The organism is Vibrio sp. MM46, from assembly GCF_027587135.1.
GTDB lineage: Bacteria > Pseudomonadota > Gammaproteobacteria > Enterobacterales > Vibrionaceae > Vibrio > Vibrio harveyi.
In genome coordinates, this window is sequence record NZ_JAPPTO010000004.1 from 284,441 (window position 1) to 293,784 (window position 9,344).

Genomic DNA, 9,344 nt, shown 5'->3' on the forward strand with positions numbered 1-9,344 from the left:
GTGTTATGCTTTAGATGTCTGAAGCCTCAGTTTTGTTTTCGTGATGGAGAGCCAAAAATGTCGCCATCGCAGATTCATCCAAAAACCCATCCGACTTTTTATGCGCGCGTAGATACTGATAACCCGCAACCAATTTGCGGTGCTGCGCTTCTTCTTCCCCAGAAATTACACCATTCATGACATGTTGATAGGCGAGTTTGTAAGCCTCCATATCCACTACTTCGGCTTGGCGATATAAGTAACCACAACCCGTCGCTAGCCATTCTAGTGAGCAGTTTGCTCGCATCGCTATTTGGTTCGCTTTGGTTAAACTTGGCTCACTTCCTTTGAGATATTTCCTGATCAAAGCTTCAGATACATCGACGCGTCGAGCGAAGCCGCTGACGCTTTCTTCGCCTATAAGGGTGGCGAGTCGTTGGGCAAAAGACATATTTCGTACTCCAGTTCGAATTGCGAAAGTTTACCCGTTGAGCGAACGGTAAAACAAGACTAGGATGAAAGCAGATTAAGAAAAGGAGAGAAACCCATGGTTGCAAAAGTAGTGACTGCACCAAACGGTCCAGAGTTTTCTGAGCTGGTTCAAGGATATTGGCGTGCAGTAGATTGGGGCATGACAGCGCAAGAACGTTTGTCATTCCTAAAGCAACATATTGAGTTAGGTATTACGACTGTCGACCATGCTGACATCTACGGTAACTACGAATGTGAAGCGCTGTTTGGTGAAGCATTGGCGTTGGATAAAAGTGTTCGTGAGCAAATCCAGATCGTGACCAAATGCGACATTAACTTGTGTGGTGATAAAACACCTGAGCGTAAGATCAATCATTATGATACTAGCGCGGCGCATATCTACCAATCCGTCAACAACTCACTTGAGCGTTTAAATGTTGATGAGATTGACGTGCTCTTGATTCATCGTCCTGACGTTTTGATGGATGCAGATGAAGTGGCAGAAGCGTTTTCGGAGCTTCATAAAGTCGGTAAGGTGAAGCACTTTGGTGTTTCTAACTTCACACCTCGTCAATTTGAACTTTTGCAATCGCGCTTAAGCAAGCCACTTGTGACTAACCAAGTGGAAATCAACCCCCTTAACTTTGAAGTTGCACACGATGGTACGTTAGACCAGATGCAAACTTTACGAGTGCGCCCGATGGCATGGTCGTGTCTAGGTGGTGGTTCAATCTTTACGGGTGATACGGAGCAAGCGGTTCGTGTTCGCAACGAGTTAGAAATGATTCGTGAAGAAGTCGGTGCGAACAGTATTGATGAAGTGATTTACGCTTGGGTTCGTCGTTTACCATCGAAGCCAATGCCTATTATTGGTTCGGGTAAGATTGAGCGAGTTCACTCGGCGGTTAATGCACTGAATATTGAGTTGACGCGTGAGCAGTGGTACCGAGTTTGGGTCGCTTCAAAAGGTCACGGTGTGCCATAGAAAGACCGAAAAGTTTTATCTTCTTAGGCACTCTTGATATCCAAGTAACCACGCATTTCGAGGTTAAAGGATATATAGGGTGCCTTTTTGCTTTCTAGATTATCTTTTTCATTCTAATTGCTAAGAGCAACCCTTTGCGTATCAGGCTTTGTCGAAGTTTTAATCACACTTGCGCAACATCACTAAATGTATAGGGAATTGCGTTTTTTATTGGTTCACTGGTTCACTCATCTATTCATATTGCGTATGCTAGTCCGGTAAACAAGAAATAATAAAAACTCCTCGTCAGTTTTCTCGTACTTTGTGCTGCAACAATCTGTTAGACTCCTGCGCAGATTGTTGAATATATAAAGGTGGTAGAATGTCTTTTCCTGTACTCATCTGTGATGACTCTGCGTTAGCACGCAAACAGATGGCAAGATCACTGCCGGCAACATTAAATGCAGACGTGACATTTGCCATTCATGGTAAAAACGCGCTAGAAGAACTAGCGCAGAAAGAATTTAAACTGATGTTTCTTGATTTGACCATGCCAGAGATGGATGGTTTTGAAACATTGGAAAACATGAAACGCTTAGGCATTCAAACCCCAGTTGTGGTTGTGTCTGGTGATATTCAACCCAAAGCAAAAGAGCGTGTATTTGCACTCGGTGCGAAAGCGTTTATTCAAAAGCCAATTGGTAAAGACGAGCTTAAAGCGACGTTAAAAGAGCTGATTGAGCCTAATGATCGTCCACAGGTCATCACTCCTACAACGATTGAGCTGCCTATTCTGCGTCGTCGTGATATTTACATGGAAGTGGCTAACGTGTCGATTGGTCGAGCGGCAGATGCCTTGGCGCGTCACTTTGATGTTTTTGTTCAACTTCCACTTCCAAACGTAAATATCTTCGAAGTCAGTGAGCTTCATATGGCATTGAGAGATTTAGCATCTCATGACAACGTCTCAGGTGTTTGTCAGGGGTTTTGTGGAGAAGGCATTGCGGGCGAAGCACTGGTTATCCTAAGTGACTCAAGTGTCTCTGACTTGAAGAAGCTAATGAAGGTGCCAGCAGACAGCGAAGAGTTAGAAGAGCTCGAACTGCTGATGGATATCTCTAATATCTTGGTAGGCGCATTCTTGAATGGTTTAGGTGAGCAATCTGAGGTGCGATTCTTCCAGAGTTCTCCTGTATTGCTCGGGCAGCACATCTCCATCGATTCAATTATTGAATCAACCACGGGGGCATTTAGTCGAACCATGACATTTGAAGTGAGCTACAACATTGAAGGTACATCAATTCGTTGTGATCTTCTGTTTATGTTCGTTGACGAGTCGCTGCCTTTGCTAGACAACAAATTGTCATACCTAATGGAGGACTTCTAATGCTGAATCTACCTGCAGAATTTGAACAATTCCATTGGATGGTCGACATGGTTCAGAATGTCGACATGGGTTTGGTTGTGATCGATAAAGATTACAACGTACAAGTATGGAATGGGTTTATGACCCACCACAGTGGCTTGCAATCTCACGAGGCAATTGGTCGCTCCATTTTTGATATTTTCCCAGAGATCCCACAAGAGTGGTTCAAGCTAAAAACCAAGCCGGTTTATGATTTGGGTTGCCGAAGTTTTATTACTTGGCGTCAGCGTCCGTATTTGTTCCGCTGCCGTAACGTGCGTCCTGTGACACAACAAGCTGAGTTTATGTACCAGAACGTAACGCTGAACCCAATGCGTACACCTACAGGAAAAATCAATTCCTTGTTCTTGTCTATTCAAGATGCGACGGCTGAAGCGTTGATGTCTCAGCAACACAACTAAAGGTTGATTAAATAACGATATTAAAAGCCGAGGTTCGCCTCGGCTTTTTTGTATACTTAAATCGTGTCTTCAAATGCGCAGAATAATCATATGGACTTTAATCTCGCTCTCAAGCTCTACACCGCTGAACAAGTCAGAAATGGAGAAGTAATGGCAGCTCAATTGGCGGGGGTATCAATGTATAGCCTTATGCAACGCGCTGGAATGGCTGTGTATGAGCGTTTTCTTCATCTTTATCCCAGAGCACGAAATGTGTTGGTGGTGTGCGGTAAAGGCAATAATGGTGGTGATGGTTATGTGTTTGCCACTCTAGCAAAGCAGGCACAGCTGAATGTACGCGTGTTTCAGTTGGGTGACCCTTTAACCTTGAAAGGTGATGCTCTGAGAGCGTTCGAAGATTGGCAAGCTAGCGATGGAGAGAGCAGTGCTTGGGATGATTGGCACACTGCATTGTTAGAAGCTGATGTGATTATCGATGGCATGTTAGGGACAGGGTTAGTGGGAGAAGTCAGAGCCGACTCTCGTCGCTATATAGAGCAAATCAATCAAGTCCATTGTCCTGTAATCGCTATTGATGTGCCATCGGGTCTAAGTGCTGATACTGGCGCCGTTTTGGGAGAGGCTATTCGTGCAGACCATACCGTGACATTTATTGGTGTAAAGCAAGGTTTGTGCACGGGGCAAGCAAGAGATTACGTTGGAGACCTACATTTTTCCGGCTTAGGTGTGAACGTCGAGTTCGAGTCGATTGAAGAAGAAAGCGCGTTAGGTATTGATCATCAGATTATCGGTAGACTGCTACCGGAAAGGAAAGCCACTGTCCATAAAGGCGATAACGGGAAACTCCTCTGTGTAGGAGGTAATCAAGGTATGGCAGGCGCGATTCGATTATGTGCTTCTGCCGCAGCGAGAACAGGGGCGGGTTTAACTGCAGCGATTACCTATCCAAGCTCGCTACTACCGTTACAAGTGGGAGCTCCAGAAATAATGAGTCGAGGCATTACACTTGATGAGCTCAAAGACACCGATAACGAGCTGGTTAAGCGTAGTCGTTGGGCTGATGTTCTCGTCTTTGGTCCTGGTTTTGGGCAAGATGAATGGGCACATCAGGCATATCAATTCTTATCTCAGAAAAACAAACTCAAAGTGGTGGACGCTGACGGACTAAACATCCTTGCTATGCTCAATCAGAGAAATGATGTCGTGTTTTTACGAGACGAGCAACGCGTTATGACACCGCACCCCGGAGAAGCTGCACGCTTGCTCCATGTTTCAACAAAAGAGGTAGAGCAGGATCGTTTTGCAGCGGCGAGGCAGCTTCATGAACGCTACGGTGGGGTTGTTGTACTCAAAGGCGCGGGCACTCTTATCTATGACGGTGTCAGAATGTATGTTTGTCTCGCGGGTAACCCTGGGATGGCGAGTGGGGGAATGGGAGACGTCTTGTCTGGTGTGATTGCTGCGTTACTTGCAAAAGGACTTCCTATTGCTGTGGCGGCTCGTTTAGGCGTGATACTTCATAGTCATGCAGCCGATATTAATGTCCAGCAAAGTGGTGAAGTTGGCTTGTTGGCGAGTGACGTTATCGAATCTCTTCGATGTGCCATCAACACACCAAAGAACTGAACAGAGCTTTTTTAGCTCATTCGCTTTCAAGAAGAGGCAAAAAAGTGATGTTGGGCATGAAAAATTTGAAGAAATATTTTTTGAAGAGTCGCAATAACTGGGTTCGTTTGGCGTTATTTTGAGCGTTTATGAGAAGTTAAACGGTAACCTACGATGAAAATGACGCAAAGGTTTGCGCAAAGGATAAAATAATCGAGCGTTTTAACTGTTTGATATTGTTAATTAAGTTGCGATTTTGGGAAGAGGGGAGGTGTTTTTGATATGCGATTTCCAAGATGGTATCACAAAAAAAATTCAAATATCAGACTTGTAGGAAATAAATCACAGCCTATAATGCTGAAAACCGGAGCGTCTGCCAACGCTCCGGTTTTTTTGTGTCCGAAGAACAGTGAACTCGTCTGCCAACGATTCCACTACGCACTCTGAGATGACACATATACTTATGAATCAAGGAATTACACAATGCGTATCGAACAAGAACTTAAGTTAGGTTTTAAAGATGTACTGTTTCGCCCGAAACGTTCTACCCTTAAGAGCCGTTCTCAAGTAAATTTAACCCGCGATTTTACATTCAAGCATAGTGGTCGTCAATGGTCTGGCGTACCAGTAATTGCGGCTAACATGGATTCGGTTGGTAGCTTTGCAATGGCTAAAGCGCTAGCAGAGCATGGTGTAATGACCGCTGTTCACAAACACTACACAGTTGAAGACTGGGCAGAGTTTGCGAAAACAGCAGACAAAACAACGCTAAACAACGTGATGGTGTCAACGGGCACGTCTGATGCAGACTTCCAAAAAACTAAAGACATCATGGCGATTTCTGATGAGTTCATCTTCATCTGTATCGACATCGCGAACGGCTACTCAGAGCATTTGGTGGAGTACGTACAACGTGTTCGTGCTGAATTCCCAGACAAGGTTATTTCTGCTGGTAACGTCGTAACTGGTGACATGTGTGAAGAGTTGATTCTTGCTGGTGCAGACATCGTGAAAGTAGGTATCGGTCCTGGTTCTGTATGTACAACTCGCGTCAAAACCGGTGTTGGTTACCCACAACTTTCTGCAATCATCGAATGTGGCGACGCAGCTCACGGTCTTGGCGGTATGATCATCGGTGATGGTGGCTGTTCATGTGCGGGTGATGTAGCGAAGGCATTCGGTGGCGGTGCTGATTTTGTCATGCTAGGTGGTATGCTTGCTGGCCACGAAGAGTCAGGCGGCGAAGTCATTGAGAAAGACGGCGAGAAGTTCATGAAGTTCTACGGTATGTCTTCTAAGAGCGCGATGGACAAGCACTCTGGTGGTGTTGCTGGTTACCGTGCAGCTGAAGGTAAAACCGTATTATTGCCATACCGTGGCAGTGTTCACGGCACTATCCAAGACATCCTTGGTGGTGTTCGCTCAACATGTACTTACGTAGGTGCAGCAAAGCTTAAAGAGCTAACCAAGCGAACTACGTTCATCCGCGTGCAAGAGCAAGAAAACAACGTATTCGGTAAAGAATAAGTCGACTGAATATCGGAAATTTCTAATAGTTAAGAGCCGCTAGCTAACAGCGGCTCTTTTTTTTGCGTAAATTGTGTTGTTAAACAAAGAAGTAACAGAACTGGTGGTTTGAAGATCATGCTGTCCAAGTTGATGTTGATAAAGAGACTAGAGAAGAGCATAACGACACGTTTTCGGGGGGGAAGTGGTCAAAGTTGGTAACCCCACGAGATTGGAAGGTGTGGCAAATTTATACTGTACCGATCATCTCAAGTCTTTATGCGAACAAAACCAGCTCGATGGCATCGTATTCTCTTCCGAGTTAACTGACTATTTTAATTGAGTTCTTTTCATCAAAATTTGGTTAGTGGTGAAACTTATAGTTTGCTCGCTGTTGCACCTCGACGCATTTATTGACTTCATTAAGATGAGGGGTGAGGGCGGCGGTTAGCACCTAACCAAACTTTCTCGCCATGCTTTAAGTTATCTCTCTAACTTATCAAGTCACACCTTACTTAGGGTCTTATGGTGACTACTTCTGTATATATCTTTATATTGTTGTTGCATAGCAACAGTGATTTGATTTAATTGCTATATATCAACATCAGTGCTTTTTCATAACATACCTCTGTTGCAACGGGGAACGTTGTAAACCTCAGAAATCAATGGAGTAAGATATGAAAACTACAAAGTTAATTGCCCTTTCATTAGTTGCTAGTGCTGTTTTAGGTACAACATCTGTAGCAGCAGAAACCTTCTTAGGGGCTGACTATCATGATGGTAAGAATAAAGTTGCTTTCCTTAGCGAAAATGTTCGTATTGCTGGCAATGTGTTTCTACCGCCAAATTATGATAAGAGCAAAAACTATCCAGCATTAGTGGTCATTACGCCAGCTAGCGGTGTGAAAGAGCAAACGGCAGGTATTTATGCCGAAAAAATGGCAAAGAAAGGTTACATTACCTTAGCTTTTGACCATCGTACTTATGGTGAAAGTGGCGGCTATCCACGTGGTATGGAAAATGCGCCAATGAAAGTTGAAGATATCAAAAATGCCATTACATTTTTGAGTCATTTCCCAGGTGTTGACTCTCAGCGTATCGGTGAACTGGGGATCTGTTCAGGTGCTGGTTACAGCTTGCAAGTTGCGATGCAGGATACCCGCTTAGATTCAGTCGCGACAGTTAGCGGTTTTGTTGACTTTACTGACTACGGCATGGGTGGTGCAACACAATATATGGACCAACTTACCGGTGATCCTGTTGAACAATATCGCCAACAAATTCAAATGGCTAGTGATGCGCGCCAGAAGTATTACGAAACCGGCGAGGTTGTGCTTGTTGATGGAATCCCATCGGCAGAAAAAGCCAAATCGATGAATGAGTTTTGGGTGCGTGCTGCAGATTACTATCGTAACCCTGCACGTGGCGGTGGTGCGGAAAACTACTCACCTATGCGCGCTGCAATGTCACTAGATACGCGCTATGCCTATAATCCATCAGAAAATATGGCATTACTGGGAGATACACCTTTCTTAGCCATTGTTGGTACAGAGGCGCTATCAGCATACTTCAGCGAAGTTGCAGTAAAACGTGGCAAAGATGCTGGTATTGACGCTGAATTGTTTAAGATTGAAGGTGCGCAACATTTCGACTTATATGATCAAACCAAGTATGTTGATCAAGCTGTCATTAAGCTTGATAAGTTCTTCTCAACAACGTTGCTATAACTTACTTGATGCTTTTATAGAGGCGAGTGGACATCACTTTTGTAGATGATCATCAACGAATAAGAGAAGACAGTCTTTAGTAAAAATTAACTCTTTGTTTTTAAGAGATTAAAAAGACTAAGAGCCGCGATGAGCGGCTCTTTTTTTATCCTGTTTTTAGAACAGCAGCTTGTACAATGAGGTCGCTTTTACTACTGCGCTAAGTCAGCAATAAAAGTCTGTTTTTTGCTTACGCAAGTCTGCAGTTCACCTTTGATCCATTGGTTAAACAAACCAAAGTCAGAATGCACCGGCCAGAAAAGGGAGGCGACAACTCTCTTGCCAAAAAAGTCGGGATGGTCGGTAATGATCTTTAGCTTATTCTCTTTCATGTTCTTCTCAATAAGAAATTCTGGTAAAAATGCCATGCCTCTTTGAGCTTTGCATAAATCGAGAATCGTGCCTAAATCGTCCAATCTCCACAAGTTATATGAGGCAATGTTCGATAAGTTGAGCAACTCTTCGCATCCATCCATAAGAAGAACACGCTGAGAAGGGTTACTGGTCACTGAGGCTAAATCTTCATGTGCAACCCACCAACAGTTAACGTGAAACAATTCGTCAATGTTAAAGTCGTTGTTTGTTTTGTGGTATGGGTTCCCCAAGGCAAGATCTATTTTTCCCTCGTTGATGTAATTTCCCAAAATAAAGCTTGGCTTGGTGACTACTACCAAATCGACATTTGGAAAGGCTTCCGAGAAATCCAACAGTGTTTTTTTTACATCTTTATTGAATACCAATGGATCGATCCCGACACGGTAAACAATTTGTTCTGAAATATTCATTTGTATCGCTGTTGTAATCAATTCTCGGTACCTTGATACAACGGGTGCGGATAAATGAAATAGACGCTTCCCTTTCTCAGTCAACCAGACTTTTGAATTTTGCCTATTAAATAAATTGAAGCCTAAGTCTGACTCAAGATTCTGAACAGCAGTGCTAACAGTAGATTGGGATTTTCCAAGCTTACGAGCAGCGGAGCTAAATGAACCTTCCTCAACTACAGCTACGAACGAAACAATATTTTCGAATTGTAGTTTCATGATTCGACCAACCTTTTAAAAGCAAGCAAATTATAGGTTTTTGATTTGTAATTTGTATATTTGCAACACAATAGCGTGATGAAACTCGTATTTCAACTCGTTTTATAAAGCAAAATTAATTATTGGTGCTAAATTCAACGTAAGTATATTCCTACATTGCATAAACAATCATCACATTTATCT

At 43.5% G+C, this 9,344-nt stretch carries 8 protein-coding genes; 6 read left to right on the forward strand and 2 right to left on the reverse strand.

Translation table 11 applies throughout. The annotated features are described in order from the left end of the window. Positions 1–10 precede the first annotated feature (10 nt). Complete coding sequence (locus OH459_RS06850) at positions 11–430, reverse strand: helix-turn-helix transcriptional regulator (RefSeq protein ID WP_009697298.1); 420 nt, start codon at positions 428–430, stop codon at positions 11–13. Positions 431–526: 96 nt separating this feature from the next. On the opposite strand from OH459_RS06850, the gene OH459_RS06855 reads away from it, so the two are divergent. From OH459_RS06855 to OH459_RS06880, 6 genes are all read left to right on the forward strand, one after another. After that, positions 527–1,435 carry an aldo/keto reductase gene (locus OH459_RS06855; RefSeq protein ID WP_005452353.1) on the forward strand — a complete coding sequence of 303 codons (909 nt, stop codon included), beginning with the start codon at positions 527–529 and terminating at the stop codon, positions 1,433–1,435. A gap of 361 nt (positions 1,436–1,796) precedes the next feature. Further along, complete coding sequence (locus OH459_RS06860; RefSeq protein WP_009697299.1) at positions 1,797–2,801, forward strand: response regulator; 1,005 nt, start codon at positions 1,797–1,799, stop codon at positions 2,799–2,801. After that, positions 2,801–3,241, forward strand: a complete 441-nt coding sequence (locus OH459_RS06865) for a PAS domain-containing protein (RefSeq protein ID WP_005452351.1) — start codon at positions 2,801–2,803, stop codon at positions 3,239–3,241. The genes OH459_RS06860 and OH459_RS06865 overlap by 1 nt, the downstream gene beginning before the upstream one ends. Before the next feature lie 90 nt (positions 3,242–3,331). Further along, on the forward strand, positions 3,332–4,867 hold the full coding sequence (locus OH459_RS06870) for an NAD(P)H-hydrate dehydratase (protein WP_269986122.1): 1,536 nt from the start codon (positions 3,332–3,334) through the stop codon (positions 4,865–4,867). Between the two features lie 462 nt (positions 4,868–5,329). After that, entirely contained in the window at positions 5,330–6,373 is a 1,044-nt protein-coding gene (locus OH459_RS06875; RefSeq protein ID WP_005452348.1) for a GMP reductase, read from the forward strand. Between the two features lie 656 nt (positions 6,374–7,029). After that, on the forward strand, positions 7,030–8,079 hold the full coding sequence (locus tag OH459_RS06880; RefSeq protein WP_005452346.1) for an alpha/beta hydrolase: 1,050 nt from the start codon (positions 7,030–7,032) through the stop codon (positions 8,077–8,079). 191 nt (positions 8,080–8,270) lie between these two features. Here the strand turns inward: OH459_RS06880 and OH459_RS06885 are convergent, their stop codons facing one another. After that, positions 8,271–9,161, reverse strand: coding sequence for a LysR family transcriptional regulator (locus tag OH459_RS06885; protein ID WP_005452341.1), 891 nt, complete (start codon positions 9,159–9,161; stop codon positions 8,271–8,273). Positions 9,162–9,344 lie beyond the last annotated feature (183 nt).

What these genes read in the sequence shown, in the direction of transcription:
- OH459_RS06850 (WP_009697298.1), bottom strand. Translation starts at nt 430, where the DNA reads ATGTCTTTTGCCCAACGACTCGCCACCCTTATAGGCGAAGAAAGCGTC.
- OH459_RS06855 (WP_005452353.1), top strand. Translation starts at nt 527, where the DNA reads ATGGTTGCAAAAGTAGTGACTGCACCAAACGGTCCAGAGTTTTCTGAG.
- OH459_RS06860 (WP_009697299.1), top strand. Translation starts at nt 1,797, where the DNA reads ATGTCTTTTCCTGTACTCATCTGTGATGACTCTGCGTTAGCACGCAAA.
- OH459_RS06865 (WP_005452351.1), top strand. Translation starts at nt 2,801, where the DNA reads ATGCTGAATCTACCTGCAGAATTTGAACAATTCCATTGGATGGTCGAC.
- OH459_RS06870 (WP_269986122.1), top strand. Translation starts at nt 3,332, where the DNA reads ATGGACTTTAATCTCGCTCTCAAGCTCTACACCGCTGAACAAGTCAGA.
- OH459_RS06875 (WP_005452348.1), top strand. Translation starts at nt 5,330, where the DNA reads ATGCGTATCGAACAAGAACTTAAGTTAGGTTTTAAAGATGTACTGTTT.
- OH459_RS06880 (WP_005452346.1), top strand. Translation starts at nt 7,030, where the DNA reads ATGAAAACTACAAAGTTAATTGCCCTTTCATTAGTTGCTAGTGCTGTT.
- OH459_RS06885 (WP_005452341.1), bottom strand. Translation starts at nt 9,161, where the DNA reads ATGAAACTACAATTCGAAAATATTGTTTCGTTCGTAGCTGTAGTTGAG.